The sequence below is a fragment of the Romboutsia sp. 1001713B170207_170306_H8 genome (assembly GCF_015550495.1).
Lineage (GTDB): Bacteria > Bacillota > Clostridia > Peptostreptococcales > Peptostreptococcaceae > Romboutsia_E.
Genome location: NZ_JADNAX010000001.1, coordinates 455,943 through 479,904 on the forward strand (window position 1 = coordinate 455,943; position 23,962 = coordinate 479,904).

General features: G+C 25.8%; 29 protein-coding genes and 1 other annotated feature. Of the genes, 21 read left to right on the plus strand and 8 right to left on the minus strand.

What is annotated here, in order from left to right:
* Positions 1 to 169 precede the first annotated feature (169 nt).
* A complete protein-coding gene (locus I2A66_RS17825) occupies positions 170 to 238 on the plus strand; it encodes a hypothetical protein (RefSeq protein ID WP_442970288.1) in 69 nt (22 codons plus the stop codon).
* Between the two features lie 110 nt (positions 239 to 348).
* On the opposite strand, the gene I2A66_RS02210 is transcribed toward I2A66_RS17825, so the two are convergent.
* Together I2A66_RS02210 and I2A66_RS02215 are read right to left on the minus strand one after the other, a co-directional pair.
* The gene (locus I2A66_RS02210; RefSeq protein WP_147515482.1) at positions 349 to 2,271 is read right to left on the minus strand and encodes an ABC-F family ATP-binding cassette domain-containing protein; all 1,923 of its coding nucleotides are present in this window, start codon (positions 2,269 to 2,271) and stop codon (positions 349 to 351) included.
* 35 nt (positions 2,272 to 2,306) lie between these two features.
* A complete protein-coding gene (locus I2A66_RS02215) occupies positions 2,307 to 3,011 on the minus strand; it encodes a M15 family metallopeptidase (protein WP_207734713.1) in 705 nt (234 codons plus the stop codon).
* 179 nt (positions 3,012 to 3,190) lie between these two features.
* On the opposite strand from I2A66_RS02215, the gene I2A66_RS02220 reads away from it, so the two are divergent.
* From I2A66_RS02220 to I2A66_RS02235, 4 genes are all read left to right on the plus strand, one after another.
* A complete protein-coding gene (locus tag I2A66_RS02220) occupies positions 3,191 to 3,967 on the plus strand; it encodes a sugar phosphate isomerase/epimerase family protein (protein WP_122639546.1) in 777 nt (258 codons plus the stop codon).
* A 2-nt stretch (positions 3,968 to 3,969) separates the two neighbouring features.
* Positions 3,970 to 4,437, plus strand: coding sequence for an ASCH domain-containing protein (locus I2A66_RS02225; RefSeq protein ID WP_195250859.1), 468 nt, complete (start codon positions 3,970 to 3,972; stop codon positions 4,435 to 4,437).
* A gap of 19 nt (positions 4,438 to 4,456) precedes the next feature.
* Positions 4,457 to 5,209, plus strand: a complete 753-nt coding sequence (locus I2A66_RS17540) for a GNAT family N-acetyltransferase (protein WP_147515481.1) — start codon at positions 4,457 to 4,459, stop codon at positions 5,207 to 5,209.
* Between the two features lie 158 nt (positions 5,210 to 5,367).
* The gene (locus I2A66_RS02235; protein ID WP_122639543.1) at positions 5,368 to 6,210 is read left to right on the plus strand and encodes an Rpn family recombination-promoting nuclease/putative transposase; all 843 of its coding nucleotides are present in this window, start codon (positions 5,368 to 5,370) and stop codon (positions 6,208 to 6,210) included.
* Positions 6,211 to 6,286: 76 nt separating this feature from the next.
* On the opposite strand, the gene I2A66_RS02240 is transcribed toward I2A66_RS02235, so the two are convergent.
* A complete protein-coding gene (locus I2A66_RS02240) occupies positions 6,287 to 6,793 on the minus strand; it encodes a GNAT family N-acetyltransferase (RefSeq protein WP_195250861.1) in 507 nt (168 codons plus the stop codon).
* A gap of 141 nt (positions 6,794 to 6,934) precedes the next feature.
* Here I2A66_RS02240 and I2A66_RS02245 point away from each other — a divergent pair, with 141 nt between their 5' ends.
* From I2A66_RS02245 to I2A66_RS17060, 3 genes are all read left to right on the plus strand, one after another.
* Positions 6,935 to 7,300, plus strand: coding sequence for a hypothetical protein (locus I2A66_RS02245; protein ID WP_122639541.1), 366 nt, complete (start codon positions 6,935 to 6,937; stop codon positions 7,298 to 7,300).
* Between the two features lie 145 nt (positions 7,301 to 7,445).
* Positions 7,446 to 7,685, plus strand: a complete 240-nt coding sequence (locus tag I2A66_RS17055) for a hypothetical protein (RefSeq protein ID WP_243238628.1) — start codon at positions 7,446 to 7,448, stop codon at positions 7,683 to 7,685.
* 23 nt (positions 7,686 to 7,708) lie between these two features.
* Positions 7,709 to 7,996 (plus strand): hypothetical protein, encoded by a 288-nt coding sequence (locus tag I2A66_RS17060; protein WP_243238629.1) that lies wholly within the window; start codon positions 7,709 to 7,711, stop codon positions 7,994 to 7,996.
* A 204-nt stretch (positions 7,997 to 8,200) separates the two neighbouring features.
* On the opposite strand, the gene I2A66_RS02255 is transcribed toward I2A66_RS17060, so the two are convergent.
* Both I2A66_RS02255 and splB read right to left on the minus strand, forming a co-directional pair.
* Complete coding sequence (locus I2A66_RS02255; protein ID WP_122639540.1) at positions 8,201 to 8,806, minus strand: cupin domain-containing protein; 606 nt, start codon at positions 8,804 to 8,806, stop codon at positions 8,201 to 8,203.
* Positions 8,807 to 8,905: 99 nt separating this feature from the next.
* A complete protein-coding gene (gene splB, locus I2A66_RS02260) occupies positions 8,906 to 9,928 on the minus strand; it encodes a spore photoproduct lyase (RefSeq protein ID WP_195250863.1) in 1,023 nt (340 codons plus the stop codon).
* Between the two features lie 156 nt (positions 9,929 to 10,084).
* Here splB and I2A66_RS02265 point away from each other — a divergent pair, with 156 nt between their 5' ends.
* From I2A66_RS02265 to I2A66_RS02300, 8 genes are all read left to right on the plus strand, one after another.
* Complete coding sequence (locus I2A66_RS02265; protein WP_122639538.1) at positions 10,085 to 11,020, plus strand: YbgA family protein; 936 nt, start codon at positions 10,085 to 10,087, stop codon at positions 11,018 to 11,020.
* 15 nt (positions 11,021 to 11,035) lie between these two features.
* A complete protein-coding gene (locus tag I2A66_RS02270; protein ID WP_122639537.1) occupies positions 11,036 to 12,253 on the plus strand; it encodes an NAD(P)/FAD-dependent oxidoreductase in 1,218 nt (405 codons plus the stop codon).
* Positions 12,254 to 12,333: 80 nt separating this feature from the next.
* Positions 12,334 to 12,586: a binding site (T-box leader), on the plus strand.
* 66 nt (positions 12,587 to 12,652) lie between these two features.
* On the plus strand, positions 12,653 to 13,717 hold the full coding sequence (locus I2A66_RS02275) for a bile acid:sodium symporter family protein (protein WP_330615437.1): 1,065 nt from the start codon (positions 12,653 to 12,655) through the stop codon (positions 13,715 to 13,717).
* A gap of 152 nt (positions 13,718 to 13,869) precedes the next feature.
* Entirely contained in the window at positions 13,870 to 15,717 is a 1,848-nt protein-coding gene (locus I2A66_RS02280; protein WP_122639536.1) for a phytoene desaturase family protein, read from the plus strand.
* 10 nt (positions 15,718 to 15,727) lie between these two features.
* Positions 15,728 to 16,657, plus strand: a complete 930-nt coding sequence (locus I2A66_RS02285; RefSeq protein WP_122639535.1) for an ABC transporter ATP-binding protein — start codon at positions 15,728 to 15,730, stop codon at positions 16,655 to 16,657.
* 17 nt (positions 16,658 to 16,674) lie between these two features.
* Positions 16,675 to 17,820: an ABC transporter permease gene (locus tag I2A66_RS02290; RefSeq protein WP_147515477.1), complete on the plus strand. Its 1,146-nt coding sequence runs from the start codon at positions 16,675 to 16,677 to the stop codon at positions 17,818 to 17,820.
* On the plus strand, positions 17,813 to 18,922 hold the full coding sequence (locus I2A66_RS02295; protein ID WP_207734714.1) for an ABC transporter permease: 1,110 nt from the start codon (positions 17,813 to 17,815) through the stop codon (positions 18,920 to 18,922). The genes I2A66_RS02290 and I2A66_RS02295 overlap by 8 nt, the downstream gene beginning before the upstream one ends.
* A 67-nt stretch (positions 18,923 to 18,989) precedes the next feature.
* Positions 18,990 to 19,628 carry a nitroreductase family protein gene (locus tag I2A66_RS02300; RefSeq protein WP_195250867.1) on the plus strand — a complete coding sequence of 213 codons (639 nt, stop codon included), beginning with the start codon at positions 18,990 to 18,992 and terminating at the stop codon, positions 19,626 to 19,628.
* Positions 19,629 to 19,668: 40 nt separating this feature from the next.
* Here the strand turns inward: I2A66_RS02300 and I2A66_RS02305 are convergent, their stop codons facing one another.
* Both I2A66_RS02305 and I2A66_RS02310 read right to left on the minus strand, forming a co-directional pair.
* A complete protein-coding gene (locus I2A66_RS02305) occupies positions 19,669 to 20,112 on the minus strand; it encodes a MarR family winged helix-turn-helix transcriptional regulator (protein ID WP_122639530.1) in 444 nt (147 codons plus the stop codon).
* Positions 20,113 to 20,232: 120 nt separating this feature from the next.
* Positions 20,233 to 21,141 carry an SDR family oxidoreductase gene (locus tag I2A66_RS02310; RefSeq protein ID WP_122639529.1) on the minus strand — a complete coding sequence of 303 codons (909 nt, stop codon included), beginning with the start codon at positions 21,139 to 21,141 and terminating at the stop codon, positions 20,233 to 20,235.
* Positions 21,142 to 21,385: 244 nt separating this feature from the next.
* Between I2A66_RS02310 and I2A66_RS02315 the strand changes: the two genes are divergently transcribed.
* The 5 genes from I2A66_RS02315 to I2A66_RS02335 are packed head-to-tail and all read left to right on the plus strand — an operon-like array spanning position 21,386 to position 23,698.
* Positions 21,386 to 21,613 (plus strand): LexA family protein, encoded by a 228-nt coding sequence (locus tag I2A66_RS02315; RefSeq protein WP_122639528.1) that lies wholly within the window; start codon positions 21,386 to 21,388, stop codon positions 21,611 to 21,613.
* Between the two features lie 14 nt (positions 21,614 to 21,627).
* Positions 21,628 to 22,296, plus strand: a complete 669-nt coding sequence (locus I2A66_RS02320; protein WP_195250869.1) for a hypothetical protein — start codon at positions 21,628 to 21,630, stop codon at positions 22,294 to 22,296.
* A gap of 10 nt (positions 22,297 to 22,306) precedes the next feature.
* Positions 22,307 to 23,008 (plus strand): ATP-binding protein, encoded by a 702-nt coding sequence (locus I2A66_RS02325; RefSeq protein WP_195250871.1) that lies wholly within the window; start codon positions 22,307 to 22,309, stop codon positions 23,006 to 23,008.
* 18 nt (positions 23,009 to 23,026) lie between these two features.
* Positions 23,027 to 23,416 carry a hypothetical protein gene (locus tag I2A66_RS02330; protein ID WP_122639526.1) on the plus strand — a complete coding sequence of 130 codons (390 nt, stop codon included), beginning with the start codon at positions 23,027 to 23,029 and terminating at the stop codon, positions 23,414 to 23,416.
* Positions 23,417 to 23,434: 18 nt separating this feature from the next.
* A complete protein-coding gene (locus I2A66_RS02335) occupies positions 23,435 to 23,698 on the plus strand; it encodes a Mor transcription activator family protein (RefSeq protein WP_122639525.1) in 264 nt (87 codons plus the stop codon).
* A gap of 110 nt (positions 23,699 to 23,808) precedes the next feature.
* Here the strand turns inward: I2A66_RS02335 and I2A66_RS02340 are convergent, their stop codons facing one another.
* Positions 23,809 to 23,955, minus strand: a complete 147-nt coding sequence (locus I2A66_RS02340; RefSeq protein ID WP_122639524.1) for a YvrJ family protein — start codon at positions 23,953 to 23,955, stop codon at positions 23,809 to 23,811.
* Positions 23,956 to 23,962 lie beyond the last annotated feature (7 nt).

The following is a 23,962-nucleotide window of genomic DNA, read 5'->3' on the forward strand; positions in this document are numbered from 1 at the left end:
AAAGAAAATAAAAGATATTATAATAAGCATTAAGCAAGCTATAAAACTATAGTGTGTCAATTTGGATACAAATCTTGTATATAAATTGGAATATATCTCAATAAGGTGTATACTAACTTTAAAAATAAAGACATAAGGGAAAAATACAGCATTAGATTGCGCAGTTTATATTATTGATAAAATGACTGAAAATGTATTTTTCATTTACGATGATAGAGGTATAGATATATTCAAATAATAGTAGATTATAAAAAAGAGTAATAAAAAAAGCTATTTAAGAATGCATTAATATAAAAAAATAGCAACTATATATGATATTAAATATCAATGATAGTTGCTATTTTTATATTAATTTTTAGAATTAGCTATTTCTTCAGCTAAGTTATTTAAGTATTCCCATCTTTCATACTTATATTCAAGCTCTTTTTCAAGATTTGCTTTTTCATCAAGTATTTCTTGAAGCTTAGTAAAGTTTGTAGCAAATTTAGAAGTACTATTATCTAATTCTTCAATCTTACTTTCTAGTTTTGCTATATCATCATCAATAGTATCAAACTCTCTTTGTTCGTTATACGAGAATTTAAGCTTTTTATCATTTTTAGGTTTTTCTTTCTTAACTTCTTTAGGAGTTTCTTCTTTTCTTTCGGAGTTTTGAGCTTCTTCAAATTCAATTCCTTGAATTTCTTTATATATTAAATAATCACTATAGTTACCTGTGAAGATATGGATGTTACCATTTCCTTCATAAGCAAATATCTTATTACAAATTCTATCTAAGAAATATCTATCATGTGAAACTGATATAACAACACCTCTAAATTCATCAAGATAATCTTCTAATCTGTTAAGTGTTTCTATATCTAAATCATTTGTAGGTTCATCTAGTAAAAGGACATTTGGAGCACTCATAAGAGTTCTAAGTAAATGTAGTCTACGTCTTTCTCCACCTGATAATTTTCCAATAAGAGTGTATTGCATAGTTGAGTTAAATAAGAATCTTTCACACATTTGAGATGAAGATATTTTAGTTCCATCAGCAGTTTCTATATAATCACTTGCTTCTTTTACATAATCTATAGCTCTCATATTTAAATCCATATGAGCATCATCTTGTGTAAAGCATCCTATTTTAACAGTTTCACCAATTTCTATAGTACCACTATCAGGAGCTAACTCACCATTTAATATTTTTATAAGAGTTGACTTACCTTGTCCATTTTTACCGATTATACCGATTCTATCATGACGAGCAAGAGTATATTCTAAATTATTTATTACAGTTTTATCTTTAAACTTTTTAGAGATATTGTGTATTTCTATTATCTTATTACCAAGTCTAGAAGAACCAACTGATATATCCATTTTCTCATCAGGAGTTATAACTTCTCTATTTGTTAACTCTTCAAATCTTTCAAGTCTAGCTTTTTGTTTAGTAGTACGAGCACGAGCCCCTCGTCTTACCCAAGCTAGTTCTGTTCTTATAAGATTTTGACGCTTTTCTTCCATACTAGATTCTATAGCAAGTCTTTCCATCTTTCTTTCTAAGAAAAGAGAATAGTTTCCATCATAGCTAAATAATCTACCTTTATCAAGTTCTATTATTCTATTAGTAACTCTATCTAAGAAATATCTATCATGAGTTATCATAAGAAGTGATGCCTTAGAACTATTTAAATATTCTTCTAACCAATCTATAGTATCATTGTCTAAGTGGTTAGTAGGCTCATCAAGTATTAATAATTCACAAGGCGTTATAAGTGCAGAAGCTAAAGACACTCTTTTTCTTTGACCTCCAGACATTGATTTTATTTTTTGATTAAAATCACTTATTCCAAGTTTAGTAAGAACAGCCTTAGCTTCACTTTCTAAATCCCAAAGATTAAGCGCATCTATTTTTTCTTGTAATGATAAAAGTTTATTATTTAAATTTTCATCAAAAGAAGTATTTATCTTTTCTAATACATCTTGATATTCACCAAGTAATTTCATTTCAGCTGAAGTACCTTTAAATACTTGTTCAAGAACAGTAGCCTCCTCATCATAATCAGGATTTTGAGGTAAGTATTCAACTCTAACCTTATTAGCTTTAGTTATAGTACCGCTTTCTGCTTCTTCAGCACCAGCTATTATTTTTAAAAGTGTAGATTTACCAGTACCATTAACACCAATTAAACCTATTTTTTCACCTTCGTTTATTCCAAGAGATATGTCTTTAAGTAAAGTCTTTTCAGAATAACTCTTGCTTATGTTTTCTAATGTCATTAAATTCATATACATCACCTTTAGTTATAATTTTACTTTTATGTTTAATTATTTATATTTTTTTTAAAATGTTGATAATCAGGGTTTTTCCAATATCCTCCCCATGTCCATCCTCTTTTTACAAATGCATTATAACATGGGTCATTTTCTACTATCATACCCGTTATAAGATTATTTCTATCAATAAACTTAGTAGCAGTAGTTGGGTTAACCTTATTTGTAGAAGTATTTACATGAGGATTATATAAAGGATTAATATCAATTGCAACACCTTTACCATGATTAGATATTTTATCAGTTCCTGCAATTGTTCTATAGCAAAATGAGGAAGTGTTATTATCCTGCATAGAAAGTTCATCATCAGCATTATATTCGTCTATTAAGTTTATTTTTTCAATTGGATATTTTGCTTCATAAAGCTCCTTAAATATGTCTACAACTTCAGCTGCAACTTCCTTATTTACAATCATTTCTCCAATATGAGTTTTATCATCAAATCCATAGTATGATAACTTTAGATAAGATAAAGATTCAAACTTTATAGGTTCATCTTCAGGCATAGAACATCCTATCATTTTTTCTTTTATTTCAGATGGAATATCAGAATAAGAAAATATAGGTTCTTTATTTACATTTAAAGTTTCTTCTTTAGTGATATTAGAATCATCTAAAGTTATTTCCTTACTTTCACATCCAACTAAATTAATTAATATAAATAAAAATAATATGTATTTAATTTTATTTAGCAAAGTATCCTCCTTAATTTATAGATATTACTTAAAATATATACTAATATAAAGTTAGTATATATTTTAGAAACACTACCTTAAAACAATATAGTATTAATTATAACCTATAATGTAAATTTAATCTAATAGTTAAAATTAAGATTACAAATAGATAAAATAAGCAAGCTAGGAGTGAAAAAATGAAGTTTTATATATCTCAATTAGATGAAAACAAAAAAATAATACCAATAATAGAAAAGTACGATGTAGGTCTTGAAATAGTTCAGTTTTCAAATCCATTTATATTAGATAATAAAGAAAAATTTATAAAAGAATATAAAAATGAGTGGGGAAGCTTATTAAATGAAATAGATATATCAATACATGGACCATTTGCAGATTTATCATGTGGAAGTAGGGACAGTATAATAGCCAGTATAACTAAAAAAAGATTTGAACAAGGCTATGATGTAGCAAAACAATTAAATGCTAAAAAAATTGTTTATCATAATAGTTATGTTCCTAAGCTTTATACATATGAAGAATGGATTTATAATGCTGATAAGTTTTGGAATGACTTTTTTATAAATAAAGATGATAATATAGATTTTTATTTAGAGAATGTTTTAGAGTATGATACTGTTCTTATTAAAAGGATTTTAGAAAATATAAATAAGAAAAATTTTAGTGCATGTTTAGATATAGGTCATGCTAATGTTTATTCAGATGTTAGTATAAATGATTGGATAGAAGAGTTAGGTAGTAAGATAGGGCATATGCATATTCATAATAATTATGGAAAAGAAGATAGTCATTTAGGAATAGATAAAGGGAATATAGATGTTAGAAATATTATTAGTCAAGTAGAAGATAAAAATAGTGATGTTAGCATTTCCTTGGAAATAGTGGATACTAATGATCTAAAGGAAACATTAAACACTTTATATGAAGAAGGTTTTATAAAAAGGAGGGATTGAAAATGGAAGATAAATCTATAAAAATAATGTGGGAAAATTATTTAAAATCAATAGGTGAAACTATTGAAAATACAGATAAAACATACGAAGCGTGGCATTTTTGTAATGATAAAGAAACTGCAAATAAATTAGCTGATTTAGTTATTAAAGGCATAAAAAGAGGAACTACATCAGTTTATAAATTTTACGAAGTAGAAAATGAAGAAATACCAAAAGAAGGTACACACAGCATAATTACAAATTGGGACGGAGTAGCAAAATGTATTATAAAAGATAAAAAAGTATATGTACGTCCATTTAAAGATGTAGATGAAGTTCTTGCAGGAATAGAAGGTGAAGGAGATAAATCAATTTCTTACTGGAGAGAAGTGCATATAGAGTGTTTTACTGAAGAATTAAAAGAAATAGGAATTGAATTTAATGAAGATATGCTTGTAGTTTTTGAAGAATTTGAAGTTGTATATAAGTAATTTTGTGAGGTGTTAATTAGTGCAAGATTATAATAAAGCTATTAAGTATTTATCAAAAGATAAATTAAGTAATTGTGCATTATTACAAGTATTAAAACGTAATACTGCTAATATATTAAAAGCAGAAGAAGATGGAGTACTTTTGTTTGATGAAGTTAGTAATGCCTATATGTTAAGTGCTGAAAATACAGAAAAAATATTTGAGTGTCTTAAAGGTTTAGAAAACTGTTACTTATTTTATGTAACAGATAATTGCTTTGTGAAATATTTACAAAAGCTATATAACTTAGATGAAATTTTAATATGTAAACAATTTATATATGAAGATGAGCATATAGTTGATTATGATAAAAATCTTGATATAAGAGAGCCTTCTAGTTTAGATATGGATATAATTAAAAAGAATTATGATAAGATTACAGATGAAGAATTAGAAGAAATTAATAAGTTACATAATTTATATGTAGGATATGATAAGTCAAAAAATATGGTGGGGTTTATTGGGAGTCATTTAGAAGGGAGTATGGGGATTTTAGAAGTGTTTCCTCAGTATAGAAGAAATGGATATGCTAGTGAGCTTGAAAGATTTATGATTAATGATTTTATAAGAAAAGGTATGATACCATTTTGCCAAGTTGAGGTAAATAATGAAAAATCTATTAGATTGCAGAGAAAACTGGGGTTAAAGGAAAGTGAAAAAGTGGTGTATTGGTTAAGTGATAATTTAGAAGTGAAATTTAAAATTACAGATGAAATAAAAGAAGATAAGTAAGAGATTTTTAAAGCTATAATTTCAATGAAATAACTTAACATTATGAGCACATATATTTCTCATATACTTTTTATCTAACTATCAACTTTATACTATAATAAATTTATATAAAATTGTATAATTTAATTATAAATTAATAAAACAAGGAAGTGATTATATTGAAGACAAGCTTACTAAGCCCTAAGATAGATTTTGTATTTAAGAAAATATTTGGTTCAGAAGAACATCCAAAAGTATTAATATCATTTTTAAATGCAGTATTAAAACCAATTAAACCAATTATTGAAGTAGAAATAAAAAATTCGGATATAGAAAAAGAATACATAGATGATAAATTTTCAAGATTGGATGTAAAAGCAAAAACTAGTAACAATGAAATTATAAATATAGAAATACAATTAAAAAATGAATATAATATGATTCAAAGAAGTTTATATTATTGGAGTAAATTATATGAAGAGCAATTAACAGAAGGGGATAGATATGACAAACTGTGTAGAACTGTTTGTATAAATATTTTAGACTTTAAATATCTAAAAAATGATAGATTTCATAATGGATATAGATTAAAAGAAATAGAAACTAATGAAGAGTTGACAGATTTAGAAGAGATACATTTTATAGAAATACCAAAACTTAAGAAGTTAGAAAAATCAGAGGAAGTAGTTGATTTATTAGAAGGTTGGGTAGAGTTTTTAAGAGATCCAGAAAGTGAAGTTGTAAGAAAATTAGAAATGAGTAATAAAGAAATAAGAGAAGCAAAGGATGAATTATATAGATTAAGTAGAGACTCAAAGGAAAGAGAATTATACTTTATGAGAGAAAAATCTTTAAAAGATGAGATAAGTGCATTAGCTAATGCAGAAGAAAAGGGAATGCAAAAAGGAAGAGAAGAAGAGAAAATTAATATAGCTAAAAATATGATTTTAAATGGTATGAGTAATCATATGATATCAAATATAACTGGATTAACCATAGAAGAAATAGATGAAATAAGATAAACATTTATAAATTTTAAGTGAATAAAAGAGGCTTGATATTTGGATATAACCATATCAAGCCATTTTTATTGAACATCTATTTGAAGTTTTTTAGTAATTTATCATAACAATAAAAAGACTTTTCTTTGTCAAATAAGTTTATTTTACCTATAAATTTAAATCCACATTTTTTTAATAATGAGTTCATCTTAGTATTTATAGAGTAAGTATCTGTTTTTAAGTAGACAACATTATTATAATAGGCTAATTTTTCAGCAAAGTTTATAAGCTCAGTTGCTACTCCTTGTTGCCTAAATCTAGGATTTACTGCCATTCTGTGTATCATCATTGATTTATCATTAGATGACCAGTTTAAACCTTCGTATTCAACTGGTTCTATAAAGTTAACACAGATAAAACCTTTTATATGACCACAGTCGTCATCTACATATAAATCCCCATTTTCTATATCATCAGCAAAATCTTCGTCTAGAGGATAGTTTTCACCCCATTGAGTATTATTGTAAGTTTTCATTTCTTCAATTGTGGATTTTATTATTTCCATTATGGTGCTTATATCATTTAACCTAGCCTTCCTAATCATATTTAGAACACCTCCAAAAGTGCTTGAACTTTCAATTAAATAGATTCTATTATATAATAAATTATAAATAAAAATTGGATAAAGAGATATTAAAATTTATATGAAACATTGAAAATTACGTTGTTTTATAGGAGGGATATAATGAGTAAATATACAAGTGAAGAAATAGAAAATACATTAAAGATTATCGAGTCTACAATTATAAATTGTGAAAAAATACAACCTAAATTTAAAGAAGGTACACCTCAATTATCGCTTTCTAGAAATCGTATAAAAGCTTTAAATATTTCAAAAACATTAATAACAAATGATGAGCATAGTTATACACAAGAAGATTTGTCAAAAGCAGAAGTTCAAATAACTTCTATTATTAATAAAAGTAAAAAGGCCTTTATTAATGCAAAAGAAGGTACAGGCACATATACACGTTTGAAGAGAATAATAGATGCTATGACAATTTCATTAGATTATATTCAAGAAGGTATAAATAATTTAATAAAAATGTAGGTTAACTTTATAATTATATAATGAGGGAATATTATTAGAAAGTATATACGCAATTGTTATATAATGAGAAGTAACGATATTATTTATATTATATATAGTAATTTGTAAGTGAGATTATTTTAGTAAATAAGAGAGGATGTAATAAATGTTTAATACTTTAAGTTATATAGGAAAAAAGTTAAATGATGCAGGTGTAACATGGGGAGTTGGAGCATCTATACTGCTTAATAAGTTTGGTTTTATAGACAAAACTAATGATATAGATATTTTTATAAACATTGATGATATTAAAAAAGTAGATGAAATCCTTAAAAGTATTGGAGAAAAAAAAAGAAATGGGAAAAGAGTTCAACATACTCAACAAAATATTTTTATGAGTATGTAATAAATGGATTTGATGTTGATGTAATGTCTGGATTTGCAGTTAATCATAATAACGGAGTATTTAGATATATATTTGATAATAATTCTATATCAGAATTTAAATTAATTAATGGTGTAAATATACCATTTACTTCATTAGAAGACTGGTATGTAATTTATCAGTTAATTCCTAACAGACAAACCAAGGTAGATATGATAGAAACATATATTTTATCTAATGGAATTAAGAAACCAATGCTCTTAGAAAGAGCATTAGAAGGTTGTTTACCTGTAGATGTAAGATTGAAAATTGAGAATATATTAAATTCATAATTTAATATATCGATTAGATATGAGTGACAATATTAATAAATTACGAACTATAACGGTAGGGTATCAATCCTACTTTTTTATGCCTAATAATAAAGATTATTATCTAACTTAAATTAAAAATAAATATAGCCACCTTTAGCTTAGGTGGCTATATTTTGAGCAATGTACAAAGTCTTTAGTCATATTAATGAAGTAAATTTTATGTTAATACCTAGGATTTTGTTCAGAAGACTGTGCATCTGATTTAGTATTATGAACAGTACCAAAAGGATGTTTAGGTGGAGCATAAACAGAGTATACTTTAAGAGGTTCATTACCTGTATTGATTATATTATGCCATTTACCTGCAGGGATTATGATAGCAGAGTCATCATTAACTCTTCTTTCAAAGTTTAAGTTATTTTGACTATCACCCATTCTAACAATACCTTGACCGTCCTCAATACGTATAAATTGATCAGTTGTTGGATGCATTTCTAAACCTATATCGTCTCCAACATTAATACTCATTAATGTTAATTGTAAGTAACTTCCTGTCCATAAAGCTGTACGGAAAGTATTGTTTTGAGATGTGGCATCATCAATATCAATTGCAAATGGATTTGGTCCATAATCCTGTAATTGAGTATATTGTTGATTTTGAGTATATTGTTGATTAGAATTTGGAGCATACATTGGTCTATTATTCAATGAACCATATTGATAGGCATTATATATTTGTGAGTTAAGCCAAAACAAATATGGATACATATTATACATTTGTGGATTAACCATATAAGGATAGGGATATGATGTAGGAATATGATACATATTTATCACTCCTTCTTTTTTTAGACTTTATAACATTATATTGAATTATATTTATTAATATTACTATTTTTATAACTCAACTGTCTAATATCCCATTTATTAAATTATATATTTAATAAGACTATTAGGAAAAACATTTTTTATTTCAGTCATGAAGAAATCTTTCATATCAGCTAATTCCTCTTTAGTATAAACATATTTACCATATCCAAACTGACCATATTTAAACTTTCTATCATCATTGTTCATAGGTAAAGTAGTCTCTGGAAATATTTCAAGTACTCTATTCTTAGCCTTAGTAGTATATCTATGTGATATTACTTCAAATATAATTTGTTTATCAAAATCTTTAGGTAATTTTTCTTTTATACTTTTAATTAAATCTCTATATTCATCTTTCCAATTTTCATAAAGAAAAACAGGCGCTATTATAAAGCCTATTTGATATCCAGCATTAGCAACTTTTACAGCAGCCTCAATTCTTTTATTAGCAGATGCAGTATGATGTTCATGAGTATCTATTATTCTTGGAGTGTTTATACTAAATCTAATTTCTGTATGATTATTATGCTTTGCATCTAATAAGGTATCTACATCGTTATATTTGGTTACAAATCTAAATCTACCTTTTTCTTCTTTGCCTATGAATTCTATAGCTTTTTTCAATGAATTAGTATAAGGTTCAAGGGGTACAGGGTCAGATGTTGCGGCACCTTCAAATATAGTTACAGATGGAAGTCTTTCATCTATGTACTCTTTAGCTTTATTTAAAATTTCATCTATATTAACAAATACTCTTACATAAGGTTTATCACCTAATTGAGTATTTAAATAACAATATTCGCATCTTCCCATACATCCACTAACTAAAGGTAATTGATAGTTTGCAGATGGTTTACATGTTTGAAATTTTAAGCTTTTACGTTCTCCAACAACTAATGTTTCTTTACCAGATCTATATTGGTCATGTAAATTATCTCCTGGTATATGACTCTTAATTCCATTAGAACTTGCATTTATAATTTCAATTTTAGGATTATCTTTTACTTTATTATAAATGTTTTTGCCAATCTCTGTATCTAGAGAGTCTTTTTCAAATATAACTCTTTTAGGAATAAACATTATATCACCTCTTAGTATATTTTATTAATTTGATTTTATTGTTTGTTTATTTAGATTTTACATACAGATATAAATTAAAAAGATAATAAAAAAATAGCTAATAACAAATAATATAGAAATAATATAAAAAATGGACAATATAGTAGGTGACAAGTTATGAGAAAGCCAAAATTAATTATTAGCAAATGTCTTAATTCAGAAAAGTGCAGATATAATGGTCAAATTTACGATGACAAGGTCATATCTTTATTAAGAAAATATGTAGATTTAGAAACTGTATGTCCAGAAAAAGAAATAGGCCTTACAGTACCGAGAGAACCTATAAGAATTGAAAAACATGATGACAAATATAAATTAATGCAACCTAGTTCTAATATAGATTACACATCTCAAATGACTGAATTTGCAGAAGAATTCTTAAGTAAAGTAGAAGATGTAGATGGATTTATATTAAAAAGTAAATCACCATCTTGTGGTATAAAAGATGTTAAAATTTATCCTAAGAATCAAAAATGTAGCATAAGTAAAGATGGACGAGGTGTTTTCTCAACTAAAGTTGTAGAAAAATATTCAAGTATTCCAATAGAAGATGAAGGTAGATTAAGAAACTATAGCATTAGGGATGAATTCCTTACAAAAATTTTTACAATAAATAATCTAAAATGTGAAAATAGTATTTTAGATTTTCATAATAAGAATTCATTATTATTAAAATCATACAATGAAGATATTTATAATGAACTAAACACTATAGTAAGTAAAGAAAATATAAATGAAGATGATATAAATTTATATAAAAATAAGGTATATGAAATTTTAAATAACAAAAGAGATAAAAGCAGTAAATTAAATCTTGCTAGAAACTTATTTGAAAAATATACAAATTATTTAAATGAAAATGAAATAAAATACTTTAATAATTTATTAATTCTTCATGAGAATGAAAAAATACCATTTAGTTCAATTCTTGTTGCACTACAAATATATGCAATTAGATTTGATGATAAAGATTTATTAAACCAAACATTTTTTAATCCTTATCCAACAGATTTAATAAGTATAAGTGATTCAGGAAAAGGTAGAAATATATAATTTAGGAGGGTAATAATGGAAGTTAAATATGTACAAGGAAAGCCATTATTTACATATATAAATAAAAATAAAAAACAATACCCATACTTAACTGAAGATATAGAAACTGATGTATGTATAATAGGAGGAGGGGTTACGGGAGCTATAGCATCTTATTATTTTAGTAAAAATAATGTTAAAGCAGTTGTTTTAGAAAAGAAAAGAATAGCTCATTTAAGTACTAGTGTAACTACATCTCTTTTACAATATGAATTAGATGATAACTTATCAGATCTTACAGAATATACAAGTTTAGAAAATGGAATAAAGTCTTATAAATTAGGTCTTAAAGCACTTGATGAAATTGAAGAATTTATAAAAGCAAATGGTAATAAGTGTGATTACAAAAAAAGAGATACACTTTTATACACAGCTAAAAATAATGAAGTAAATGCTATAAAAATAGAGTATGATTATAGAAAAGAAAATGGACTAGATGTTGAATATATAGATGAAAGTAATAATAAATTTAGTTTTGATTTAAAAGCAGGTATGATATCAAAAAATGGTGGAGCAGAGTTAGACCCATATAAATATACAAATCAATTATTAGATGTATCTTGCAATATGGGTGCTAAAGTATATGAAAATACAGAAGTTGTTGATTTAATTCATCATGAAGATTATATAGAAGTTATAACTGAATTTGGATATAAAGTAAAAGCTAAAAAGGTTATAGTTGCAACTGGTTATAATACAAAGTTATTTACTAAGAGAAATTTTGGAACTAAAACAACTACTTTTAATATAGTTACTAAGCCTGTTTCTAACTTTGATGGATGGGAAGAAAAGATACTTATAAGAGATAACTGCGATCCTTATAACTATCTAAGAACTACAGTAGATAATAGACTTATAATTGGAGGAGAGGATGTTGATTTTATACCAGATATATTTGATGAAAAATTAGCTAATGAAAAATATGATATTTTAGAAAATAGATTAAAGTCTATGTTTAAAGATATTGATAATATAGAAGCTGAGTTTAAGTATTGTGGAGCTTTTGCTTCAACACCTGATAATTTAGGATTTGTGGGACCTGGTAGTGAGCATAAGAATTTATGGTATTTATTAGGTTACGGTGCAAATGGGATTTTATTTGCAATACTTGGTGCAATGATGTTAAGTGATTTATATAAGGGTAATGAAGATAAAGATATGAAGTTATTTAAGGTAGATAGATTTGATAAATAATTATATTTTCTGAAAATTAAGAAAATGTTATTGACATGTAAAAATAAAGATAGTATTATGTATATATAATACTTAATAAAACAAAAGCAATGACAAAGACAAAAATACTTAGAAGTGTAAATACAGAGAACCAACATTTGCTGAGAGTTGGATATTACATAAAGTATATAATGATCACTTTGTAGCTTTCATGGTGAAATTAAAGTAATCATGAACGTTTACCAGCGTTATATGGTTAGGATTAAGACTTAAAAAAGTCCGATCTGATGAGTGGTAGCTTAATTTAAGCTGCAAATAAGGTGGTAACGCGAAATTATAACTTTCGTCCTTATATTATGAAAATATTCATGTATAAGGACGGAAGTTTTTTTATTTATAGAAAAAGGTGGTGAGATAAAAGTGGACATTGATATTAGTGACATAGGACTGATACAAATTGAAAATACTGAAAATTTAGAAAATAATAAGATGAAATTATGGGGAGGAATAAGTAAAATGAGTTCTTTAAAAAAAGTAAGTGATGTAGCATCAAAATATATGGCTTTAATAGTATTAGTAGTAGCAGGATTAAGTGTACTAAGACCAAGTACATTTTTATTTGCAGCACCTTATACAAATCAATTATTAGGGGTAATAATGTTTTGTATGGGAGTAACTTTAAAGCTAGAAGATTTTAAATTAGTATTAACAAGACCAAAAGATGTACTTTGTGGAAGCTTAGCACAATATACAGTAATGCCACTTTTAGCATACCTTGTATCAAAGTTATTAAACTTACCAACAGAATTTGCAGTTGGCTTAATATTAGTAGGATGTTGCCCAGGAGGACAAACATCAAATGTAATGGCTTATATAGCTAAAGGTGATGTAGCTTTATCTGTAACGTTAACATCATTATCAACAGTATTAGCTCCACTTGTAACACCAGCACTTGTTTTATTATTAGGAGGAGAATCTGTAAATGTATCAATGAGTGCTATTTGTATGTCTATAGTTAATGTGATATTAGTTCCTATATTATTAGGATTTTTATGTAATAAATTCTTCTCAAAAGCAGTTGAAAAAGGTTTAGATGGATTACCACTTTTATCAGTAGTAGCTCTTAGTCTTATAATAGGTGGAATAGTAGGAAAGAATTCACAATTATTTATGTCTTCAGGCTTACTTTTAGTAGTAGCAGTAGGAATACATAATATGTTTGGATACTTAGTAGGTTACTTAATAGCTAAGGCAGTAGGTATGGAAGAAGCAAAAAGAAGAACAATGTCTATAGAAGTAGGCCTACAAAGCGGTGCACTAGCAACTTCTTTAGCTACTCAATATTTCTCACCGATGACTGTTATACCAGGGATTGTAGCTAGTGTTTATCATGCAATATCTGGAGCACTTTTATCTAATTACTGGTCAAGTAAGGCTTTAGATAAAAATAAAGATAGTAAAGAATATAATAAGGTATTAGTATAAAAATGAAATCATAAATTAATTATAAAGATAAGTTTATATTTAATAATGAGAAGAGCAGTATAGTATACTGCTCTTTTTGCTATGAATTAATAGTAATATTTGGAATAGAATGTTTATATAGAGTTTAAATAAAAGTAAATAAGGAGGAATAGATGAAATACGATGTTATTGTCATAGGTGCAGGTATATCGGGACTTACAGCAGCTGCCTTATTATTAAAGAGAAGATTAAAAGTATGTGTTATAGACGCACAATTTAAACCAGGTGGTTCTTGCGGAATATTTAAAAGAAAAGACACTGTATTTGAACAAGGAGCGGCTATGATTTATGGATTTAATGATAAAGGATTTAGCCCACATAGATTTGTATTTAATGCACTAGAAGAACCAATAGATATAATAAAACATGATAAGCTTTATGCTATAAACTTTGGAGAGCATAGAATAGTATTTCATGAAGATATAGATTTATTTATAGATGAATTAGCAAAAGTATTTCCAAAGGAAAAAGAAAATTTCAAAAGATTTTATAAGGATTTATCAAAGCAATATTTAAAAGTAATAGCAGAAAATCCAGCCTTTATATCTCCAGATGCAATAAAAAAAGAAGATGGATTAAAATCATTTTTAAGACATCCAATAGAGTACATAAGATTTTTAGGATATATGAATAAAAATACAGAAAGTATATTAAAAAAATACTTTAAAGATCCAAATGTATTTGATTTATTTGATAAGTTAACATCTACATATTGCTATACAAATGTAGAAGAAACACCTGCTATATTATCTTCAGTAATGTTTGTGGATAATCATTTTGGAGGTAGTTATTATCCAGCAGGCTCAACATTAAATTTAATTGGTAAGTTAGAAAAAGTGATTGAAGAAAATAATGGCGATATGATATATAATTCAGAAGTTGTAAAAATAATAGTAGAAAATAACAAAGCTATAGGTGTGAAACTAGATAATGAAGAAGCTATATATGGAGAATATATAATAAATTCTGGGACTGTTTGGAATTTATATAATAAATTATTAAAGGATAGTGCAGATGAAAACAATATAAAATGGGCAAACTCATTAGAACCATCATACAAGTCAAGTGTATTATTTGCACTTGTAAATAAAGAAGTAATACCAAAAGAAACACTTCCAATAGAAATGCTTATAGGAGATAAAACTAAATTAAATGAAGATGAAATTACAGTATACATATTAAGTATAGATGATAAAACACTTTGCGAAGAGAAGTATCACAGTATTATGGCAATAGGCCCTAGTTTAAAAGATTGGCCAAAAGGATTTAAAAATAGATATAACACTGAAGAATATAGAAATATGAAAGAAATTGAGAAAAATAGAATGCTAGATGTTTTAGAAAAAAGATTCCCAGGATTTAAAGAAAACTTATGTCATGTAGAAGTAGGAACACCTACAACATTAAATAGATATATATTAAAAGAAGGTGGAAGCGTAGCAGGTCCTAAACAAAAACTAGGGCAACATATGATGAAAAGATTAAAATCAAAAAGTGAAATAGAAAATCTTTTTAATTGTGGAGAATCAACAGTTATGGGAACAGGAACTCCTGCTGTTACAATATCAGGTATAAGTGCAGCAAACCTTATACTTAGAGAACTAAATTTAGATGAATTTGAATACAAAGAAAATATGAAAAACTATGTAAATATAGTTAAAAAGCCATTTGACTTTAATCATATCAAAATAGGAAAAAATGAAAAAGAAAATAATCTTGCTAAATTAGCTTTAAAGTGTCAGTTTTGTGATAACCCATCTTGTGAAAAAGCATGTAAATATAATATTTCAATAAGAGATATAAATAGAAGAGTTGCAGTAGGTAACTTTTATGGAGCTAAAAAATTATTAAAAGATAATAAGTCATGTAAAAACTGTGAAAGCAAAGACTGCGAAAATAAATGTATTAGAAAAAGTTACAAAGAATCTGTAAGTATAAAGGAGATAAATTCACAGCTATAGGAGGGATTTTATGTATATCCTTCAAGTAAAAAATTTGCATAAAAGGTATGATGATTTTGAGGCAATAAAAGGTATAAATTTAGATATAAAAAAATGTGAAATATATGGACTATTGGGTCCAAATGGAGCAGGAAAAAGTACTTTAATAAAATCTATATGTGGTCTTGAAAAAATAACATGTGGAGAAATAATATTTGAAGAAAAAGAAAATAACGTAAATAAATATAAAAGAAATATAGGACTTTTACCACAAGATATTGCTATATATAATGATTTTACAGCAAAAGAAAATGTATCTTTTTTTTGCTCCTTATATGGATATAATGGAAAAGAACTTAAAAAAAGAGTAAATAAAGCATTAGAATTCGTAGGGCTATTAGATGTTGAAAATAAAGTATCAAAAAACTTTTCAGGCGGTATGAAAAGAAGATTAAATATGGCTTGTGCAATAGCTCATAGTCCTAAATTAATAATAATGGATGAACCAACTGTGGGAATAGACCCTCAGTCTAGAAATCATATATTACAGTCAGTTAAAAAACTAAATGAAGAAGGATCAACAATAATATACACATCTCACTATATGGAAGAAGTAGAAGAACTATGCACTAACATATCAATTATGGACAATGGAAAAATAATAGCAAATGGAAGTAAAGAATACTTAAAGTCAAGCTTAGTTAATTACAATACATATACAATAAACTTAAAAAATGAAATATACAATATAGATAAATACATAAGAAAAATAGAAGGTGTTCAAAAAGTAGAAATAGATAAAAATAAAATAAAGTGCTATTATTCAAAGGATAAAAATATAACTCAAAAGCTTATAAACATTATATCAAATCATAGTGGTGTTATAGAAAATATAAAAAGCGAAATTCCCACATTAGAAAGTGTATTTCTAACATTAACAGGTAAAAAACTAAGAGATTAATATAACTGAGGGATGATATGATTTTAATAACTTTAATTAAAAAGGAAATTATGCAGTTTTTTAGGGATAAATTTAATGTGTTAGTAATGTTTATATTTCCTGTATTTCTTATAGTAGTAATGGGGTGTGCCTTAAATGGATTAATGAATGTAGATTACAATATATTTGAAAATAAAAAAGTATATTATAAAATAAATGATTTAAGTAAAGAAAATAAGTACTATAAAGTATTTAATAGCTTTAAAGATATCTGTGAAGAAACTATTAAAATAGAATTTAAAGAAATAAATGATGATAATAAAGCAAAAGAATATATTAATAAATCACAAGGTCTAGCATTTATAAATATACATGAAGATAAATTTGATTTTTATAGAAATGAAAAAAAAGAAAATGATTCACAAAAAATATTTAGAAGTATTTTTGAACAATATATAGAAAAATATACACTTACTGATACTATAATAAGAAAAAATCCTAATATTATAAATGATTTAATAAAAGAAAGTAATATAAAAATAAAAGAAGAAGGTACATTAAGTAGCGGAATAGATTCATTTACTTATTATACATTTTCAGAACTTGTATTAATAATACTTTACATATCTCAAATAACCTGTGTATCAACATATAAAGAAAGCTTTCAAGGTACATTGAGTAGATTAAGAATATCTAAAATTAGCAACTTTAAAATAATAATATCAAAAGTAATTTTAGGTATAATAGTAGGTTTAATACAAATTTTAGTAGTATATTTTATAAGTAGAGTTTTTCTTAATGTAAATTGGGGGCAAAATTTAGTCAAAACCTTACTTGTATTAATATCTTTAATAATATTTAGTTCAGTACTTGGAATCACAACTAGTATAATATTTAAAGATAATAAAACTTCATCTAGTTTAATTAATACATTATTAATAATTTTAGGTTTTTTAGGTGGAGCATATGTACCAATTTCACTTATAAAATCAATTAAAATAACAAACATACTATGTCAAATAACACCTACCTATTGGGCAAACATATCATTACTTAGCCAAAGCTTAAAAATAAATACTAATTATTTTTATATATCAATAAGTTTATCCCTAGGATTATCTGCGTTATTAATGATAATAGGAATTTTGGGATGTAAAGTAAGGTTAGGTGATTATAATGATTAAAATTATTATAAATACAATTAAATTATTGATAAAGAAAAAAAGCTTTATAGCTATGTCAGTAGTAGCACCAGCAATAGTTATAGTATTCTTTAGTTTTACATTTGGAGGAAACTCTAATTATAAGGTAGGAATAATAGATAAAGATAATAGTTACATATCAAATGAAATAATAAATACAATAAATGAAATAGAAAATATAGATATAGTAGATATAAGTAATGAAAGCGATGAAATGTTATTAGCATCTCATCAAATACAAGTAGCAGTAATAATAAATGATGGCTTTAGTGAAAATGTATTAAACTTAGATAAAGATAATATAATTGTAAAATCAATTTCAAACAGTGATGTTAAATCAATATTATTATCTATTATAGAATCTAAAATAGATAATCTAAATTTAATAGCTAAAGTAAGTAACAATGATATAGAAGTTTTTAAAGAATATAATGAAACATTTAAAGATAAACTACTTACATATAATATAAATAATGTTAAAGAAATAAGACCATCTATAGATAACTCACTTGGAATAGTTATTATGATGGTTCTTATAAGTGGAATAACTATTACTAATTTTTTAATAGAAGATGAAGAAAATAATACAAAATCAAGAGTATTAGTTAGTGGAATAAATAAATTTAAGTATTATAGCTCACTTTTTATAGTATTTTATTTACTATCTAGTACTAGCAGTTTTATATATTATACTGGTTGTAAAATGCTAGATTTAGATTTTAATATGGATAATACGACTAATTTTTTTATAGTTATGCTTATATTTAATTTAATTTCTATATCATTAAATTTGTGTATAGTAAGTTTTACTAGAAATAGGTACGTTGCTAGTACTGTAAATATACTGATTGTTATACCTACATGTATGCTATCAGGGATGTTTTGGGACTTTGAAGTTATGCCTACTTATCTTCAAAATATAGGAAACTTTTTACCGCAAAGATGGATATATATGTGTGTAGAGAACTTGCAAAAGTATAATAATTTAGGAGCTATAAAAGAATACATATTATATATGATGATACTATCTACAGTACTTTTTAGTATAAGTTTAATTTTATTTAGTACAATAAAAAAAGTTTGACGTCAAACTTTTTTTATTGTACTATTAGTTTGACATCAAATTAACTTAATTAACAAAGGAGAAAAATATGAATGTTATAGAAGCAATACAGGCACGTAAAAGTGTAAGAAAATTCAAAGATGAAGTAGTACCAAAAGAAGATATATTAAAGATGCTAGAATTAGCAACAGAAGCTCCTTCGCCAAAGCATCAACAAAATTGGAACTTTGTTGTATTAACTAATCGTGAAATAATAAATAAAATGGCTGATATAGTAACTGAAAGTCATGAAAGATTAGGTCAAATAGCAAAGACTGAAAAAGATAGAAAAATACATATGAGTGTAATAAAATATTATACATGTTTTAGAAATGCTCCAGCAGTAGTAATGGTATATGGTTCTGAATACAAAATGATAGAGTATAAAATACTAAAAGAGAATGATGCATCTCAAGAAGTATTAGATACATTAGTATCACCTCAATCAGCTGCTCAAGGAATAGGTGCTGCAGTTGAGAACTTCTTATTAGCAGCAACAGAAATGGGATATGGTACTTGTTATATGACAGGACCTACTCATGCTAAAGTAGAAATTGAAAATTTAATAGGTTTTGATAAGCCAGGATTTGAATTAATGTCTATGATAGCATTAGGAGTTGCTGAAGAAAATACAGCTCCTAAACCACCTCGTAAACCACTTGAAGAAGTAGTAACATTTATAGACTAAAAATAATAAAAATAGAAATGCCTATATGAATAAAGCATTTCTATTTTTCATTTTCAACCTTAAAGTTAGTATTAAGTTTTCTAAGTAATCTTAAGAATTCCTCTTTTTCCTCTGGAGTAAAGTTTTTATAAGCAGTTTCTCTTACTTGTGATGAAATAAAATTAAACCTATCTTCGATATCCCTAGCTTTTTTAGTTAAGCTTATATAAGCAACACGTTTATCTGTAATAGATTTTTCCTTTTCTATATATCCTAAACTTATAAGTTTGTTTACTAGTGGAGTTACTGTAGATTTATCTTTACCAATTTTTTTAGCTATCTCTTTCATAGTTAGCTTCTTATCACTTTCATAAAGAGCAGTTAATATATTCCCATGTGTTGGTATCAATTCAGTCAAATTATTTTCTTTTAATTTATTTTCAATAAACTTTATCATATTAGCTTTAGTTCTACTTATAAAATAAATAATATATTTATCCTTCATATTAATTCTCCAATCTAGATAAAAGTATATTCATCTTAATATATAATACCACATATAAATATATATTTAAAAAATAAAAATGCCCAGTAAATAATTTACTGGACTTTATCAATAGTTTATTTATACTACAATATTTCCACCGTTAGGATGCAATATTTGACCAGACATATAAGAAGAATCATCACTAGCTAAAAATAAAAAGCAAGTAGCAACTTCATATGGTTGCCCAGCCCTTTTCATAGGAACTTCACTAGTATATGTTCCGAAAGTTTTAACTTCCTTTGCAGAAAAAGAAGCAGGTATTAAAGGTGTCCAAATAGGACCAGGTGCAACACCATTAACTCTAATTTTTTTGTCCATTAAAGATTGAGATAATGATTTAGTAAAAGTAAGTATAGCACCCTTAGTAGAGCTATAATCAATTAACTGTTTATTTCCTTCAAATGCAGTTACAGATGTTGTATTAATTATAGAAGCACCTTTTTTCAAATAAGGAAGAGCAGCTTTAGTCATATAAAAATAAGAAAATATATTTGTTCTAAATGTTTTTTCTAATTGTTCTATAGAAATATCTAAGAAATCATTTTGAACATATTGAACAGCACAGTTATTTATTAAAATATCTATTTTTCCAAATGTGTTGATAGTATTTGTAACAACTTCATCAGAAGAATTAGGAATAGTCAAATCACAAGGATTTAATAAACATCTTCTACCTATTTCTTCAATTCTACATTTTGTTTCTTGAGCATCTTTTTCTTCACTTGGGTAATATGCTATAGAAATATCCGCTCCTTCCTTAGCAAAAAGATAAGCAACAGCTCTACCAATACCACTATCTCCACCAGTTATAATAGCAACTTTATCTTTTAACTTATCACTTGGTTTATGACAAGGATTCTCTGAAATAGGTCTTGGAACCATTAGATATTCTAATCCGGGCATAGTATCTTGGTGCTGAGGAGGGAAGGCTATATTCACATCTCTACATATTGTCTCGCTACCAATAAACTTATAAATAGGATACATATATTACACCACCTTAAAATAGTTTAGTTAACTATAAAATGTATATTAGAACTAAAGAAAAGTATTACTAAAAGTATAAAATTAAAATATATTAATAATATAATTTTAAAAATAATTGTACTTCATCAAAAACGGAACGGTATAGACATTTTTTGTCTGAAATTTATGAACGTATGTTTGGTAAAACTATTGAAATATATTTTTAAGACTGATACTATTAAATTATGAAAGGGGGGGAGATAAAATGAAAAATAAAGATTTAGAAAAAATTATAAAAATGTATGATGTAATTGAAAAATACTTTAATATTCATGGATATGCACCAAGTGTTAGAAATATAGGAGCAATGCTTGGAATATCATCAACATCCACAGTACATAGAAGACTAAATAAGTTAGAAGAATTAGGATGGATAAGTAAAGGCAAAAACATTACCAGATCAATAACTCTTAACTCTATAACATGGAAATAAAAAGGGGATAAAAAATGGCTTTGTATAGAAATGTAAATGTAGATATATGGAAACATCCAAAAATTTCTGTTGATATGAATCATAAAGAAAAATTACTTTTCTTATATATTTTAACTAATAACTCAACAAAACAAAGTGGGATTTATGTTTTACCAATAAAACAAATTGGATTTGATTTAAATATACCTCAAAAAACAGTAAAATTAATTTTAAATAAGTTTGAAAATGATTTAAATTTAATAAAATATAATTTTAAAACTCATGAAATAGCAATAAAAGGATGGGGAAAATATAATTTTAAAAATTGTGGTAAACCAATGCTTGATTGTATAAAATCAGAACTAAAAGACGTTAAAGACTTGGAATTACTTAAAGTTGTAAGTCAAAATATAAGTAAAAAAGAAGTAAAAGACTTATTTGAAAGAGCTTATAATGGTGAAAATATTCAAGAAGAAAAATTAACGTCACGTGAATTTAAAAATGAAGAAGATAAAAAATTAAAATACCAAAAAGAAAAACAAAAACAAAAACAAAAACAAGAAGAAAAAGAAAAAGAAGTTCAAAAGAAATCTAATATTAGATCTATAAATTTTTACCAACCCAAAGAAGAAGATTCACTTTATAAATTACCAAGTAAAGAAGATTTAGAAAAAGCAAAAGCTATTAGTCAAATAGATTTATAGGAGAATTAAGATGGATAAAAGTAAATATAAATGTGACAAGTGCAAGGATATGTTATTTATTTTAGATAATGATGAAGCTACACCATGTTCTTGTAGAAGTATAAGAATAGCTGAAGATTTACTCAAAAAGAGTGGAATTAGTGAAGCATTTAAAGAAAAAAGCTTTGAAAATTTCAACTATAAAGTAGATTATCAGATATTAGATGCATATACAAAAGCTAAGACATATGCACAAGATATAATAATCAATTTTAAGCAAAATAAAAGAGCTTTAACTAAAGAAAGCTCAATTATATTTATGGGACAAGTATGTTCTGGGAAAACCCACTTGTCAATGGCAATTGCCAACAGTTTACTAAACAAAGGCATAAGCGTAATATATATGCCTTTTAGAGATATTATAACACAAGTTAAACAAAATATGTTAGACGAAGAGTATTATAGAAAAACTATAGATAGATATAAAAATGCAAGAATTCTTTTAATTGATGACTTATTTAAAGGTAATATTACCAAAAGCGATATTAACATAATGTTTGAGATAATAAATTATAGATACCTAAACAAATTACCTATGATAATTAGTACAGAGTGCACAAAAGATATGTTACTAAATATTGATGAAGCTTTAGGAAGTAGAATAATTGAAATGAGTAAGGACCACATAATTGAACTTAGAGGTAAGAAATTAAATTATAGAATTTACTCATAAATATAGGGGGAAATAAATATGGGAATGTTAAATAAATTTTTTAATAAATCTGTAAAGGAAAATATATATCCTTTTGGAAGCAAAGAATGTACAAGCTATTTAAGAGAAGCTTATAAAAATAGCATAGATGACACTATATTATTAACTGAAGATATTTATGAAAAATTAGAAAAATATGATGAAATAAATAAAATGTTATGTGAATTAGAATTTGATAAAAAAGTAATAGAGCATTTCTTACAAAATGAAATGAAAGAATACGAAACAGCATTTTGTAAGGAAAGAAAAATAACTTGGAAAAGTAGTGAAAAAACAACAATAGATACTAAATCATTAAAAAAAGACAATCCTGAACTTGCAAGTAAATATTCAAAAACAACTAAATCTAGAATGTTTAAAATATATTAAGTAAAAGGAGAAATTTATATGGGAACTATGTTAGATAAAGTAAGTTTAGATGATATTCCAGAAAGCTTTAGAGAATTAGCAGAAATTATTGGGATAGATGCTTTTAAGAAGTTGGTAATTAATTATGGTGGAACTTCAATTTATGTTCCTGTAAAAGAAAGTATTAGCAGAAGCGTTAGGGATAAGATTTTAAAAGATACATTTGATGGAAATTATAAGAAAAGTGCAAGCACTTATAGAATTAGTGAATCTCATGTAAGAAGAATATTGAAAAACACTTAAATATACACTAGTATAATTTAAAATAAAAATTTCTAGTCATGTGACTTAGGGGATGCCACCAATGACTAGAAATTCTTGTTTTGATTCAAATATATGTAAATATTAAGAATTTATTTGAGAGATAAAAGGGTTTTAGATAAATCATTTATACTGTTTGATAGTGCTTGTAGTTTTCCTTCAATCCTTATAAGTAAATACATAGATAAGGCTATTGGAAATCCTACGTTGGCTATAACAGTTAAAAAATCACTATCCATAAAATCA

Excerpts from the sequence above, each read along its gene's own strand:
- I2A66_RS02210 (WP_147515482.1), bottom strand. The coding sequence starts at position 2,271 with ATGAATTTAATGACATTAGAAAACATAAGCAAGAGTTATTCTGAAAAG.
- I2A66_RS02220 (WP_122639546.1), top strand. The coding sequence starts at position 3,191 with ATGAAGTTTTATATATCTCAATTAGATGAAAACAAAAAAATAATACCA.
- I2A66_RS02225 (WP_195250859.1), top strand. The coding sequence starts at position 3,970 with ATGGAAGATAAATCTATAAAAATAATGTGGGAAAATTATTTAAAATCA.
- I2A66_RS02240 (WP_195250861.1), bottom strand. The coding sequence starts at position 6,793 with ATGATTAGGAAGGCTAGGTTAAATGATATAAGCACCATAATGGAAATA.
- I2A66_RS02245 (WP_122639541.1), top strand. The coding sequence starts at position 6,935 with ATGAGTAAATATACAAGTGAAGAAATAGAAAATACATTAAAGATTATC.
- I2A66_RS17055 (WP_243238628.1), top strand. The coding sequence starts at position 7,446 with ATGTTTAATACTTTAAGTTATATAGGAAAAAAGTTAAATGATGCAGGT.
- I2A66_RS17060 (WP_243238629.1), top strand. The coding sequence starts at position 7,709 with ATGTCTGGATTTGCAGTTAATCATAATAACGGAGTATTTAGATATATA.
- I2A66_RS02255 (WP_122639540.1), bottom strand. The coding sequence starts at position 8,806 with ATGTATCATATTCCTACATCATATCCCTATCCTTATATGGTTAATCCA.
- splB (WP_195250863.1), bottom strand. The coding sequence starts at position 9,928 with ATGTTTATTCCTAAAAGAGTTATATTTGAAAAAGACTCTCTAGATACA.
- I2A66_RS02265 (WP_122639538.1), top strand. The coding sequence starts at position 10,085 with ATGAGAAAGCCAAAATTAATTATTAGCAAATGTCTTAATTCAGAAAAG.
- I2A66_RS02270 (WP_122639537.1), top strand. The coding sequence starts at position 11,036 with ATGGAAGTTAAATATGTACAAGGAAAGCCATTATTTACATATATAAAT.
- I2A66_RS02280 (WP_122639536.1), top strand. The coding sequence starts at position 13,870 with ATGAAATACGATGTTATTGTCATAGGTGCAGGTATATCGGGACTTACA.
- I2A66_RS02285 (WP_122639535.1), top strand. The coding sequence starts at position 15,728 with ATGTATATCCTTCAAGTAAAAAATTTGCATAAAAGGTATGATGATTTT.
- I2A66_RS02290 (WP_147515477.1), top strand. The coding sequence starts at position 16,675 with ATGATTTTAATAACTTTAATTAAAAAGGAAATTATGCAGTTTTTTAGG.
- I2A66_RS02295 (WP_207734714.1), top strand. The coding sequence starts at position 17,813 with ATGATTAAAATTATTATAAATACAATTAAATTATTGATAAAGAAAAAA.
- I2A66_RS02300 (WP_195250867.1), top strand. The coding sequence starts at position 18,990 with ATGAATGTTATAGAAGCAATACAGGCACGTAAAAGTGTAAGAAAATTC.
- I2A66_RS02305 (WP_122639530.1), bottom strand. The coding sequence starts at position 20,112 with ATGAAGGATAAATATATTATTTATTTTATAAGTAGAACTAAAGCTAAT.
- I2A66_RS02310 (WP_122639529.1), bottom strand. The coding sequence starts at position 21,141 with ATGTATCCTATTTATAAGTTTATTGGTAGCGAGACAATATGTAGAGAT.
- I2A66_RS02315 (WP_122639528.1), top strand. The coding sequence starts at position 21,386 with ATGAAAAATAAAGATTTAGAAAAAATTATAAAAATGTATGATGTAATT.
- I2A66_RS02320 (WP_195250869.1), top strand. The coding sequence starts at position 21,628 with ATGGCTTTGTATAGAAATGTAAATGTAGATATATGGAAACATCCAAAA.
- I2A66_RS02325 (WP_195250871.1), top strand. The coding sequence starts at position 22,307 with ATGGATAAAAGTAAATATAAATGTGACAAGTGCAAGGATATGTTATTT.
- I2A66_RS02330 (WP_122639526.1), top strand. The coding sequence starts at position 23,027 with ATGGGAATGTTAAATAAATTTTTTAATAAATCTGTAAAGGAAAATATA.
- I2A66_RS02335 (WP_122639525.1), top strand. The coding sequence starts at position 23,435 with ATGGGAACTATGTTAGATAAAGTAAGTTTAGATGATATTCCAGAAAGC.
- I2A66_RS02340 (WP_122639524.1), bottom strand. The coding sequence starts at position 23,955 with ATGGATAGTGATTTTTTAACTGTTATAGCCAACGTAGGATTTCCAATA.